The organism is Streptomyces sp. AC558_RSS880, from assembly GCF_019049255.1.
Lineage (GTDB): Bacteria > Actinomycetota > Actinomycetes > Streptomycetales > Streptomycetaceae > Streptomyces.
In genome coordinates, this window is record NZ_JAGMUJ010000198.1 from 1 (window position 1) to 212 (window position 212).

General features: G+C 77.4%; 1 protein-coding gene. It reads left to right on the forward strand.

The features are described 5' to 3' along the window. Positions 1 to 212 (forward strand): hypothetical protein (locus KUM38_RS40875; RefSeq protein WP_217137225.1); only part of this gene is annotated, 212 nt, incomplete at both ends.

Consider the following 212-nt stretch of genomic DNA (forward strand, 5'->3'; position numbering starts at 1 on the left):
GACGGCACCTGGGCGGGCGGTGGCACCAGCGACGACACGACGGGCACGGCAGGCGCGGCAGGCGCGTTGGACGACGGGGTGGGCGCCGGGGAAGCACCGACGGACGGCCCGTCGGACGAGGGCGCCTGGACGGTGGGCGCGTCGGACGAAGACACGTCGGCGGGAAGCGTGCCGGCGGTGACTGCGCCGGTGGACGGCGCCTGCGCAGAGGA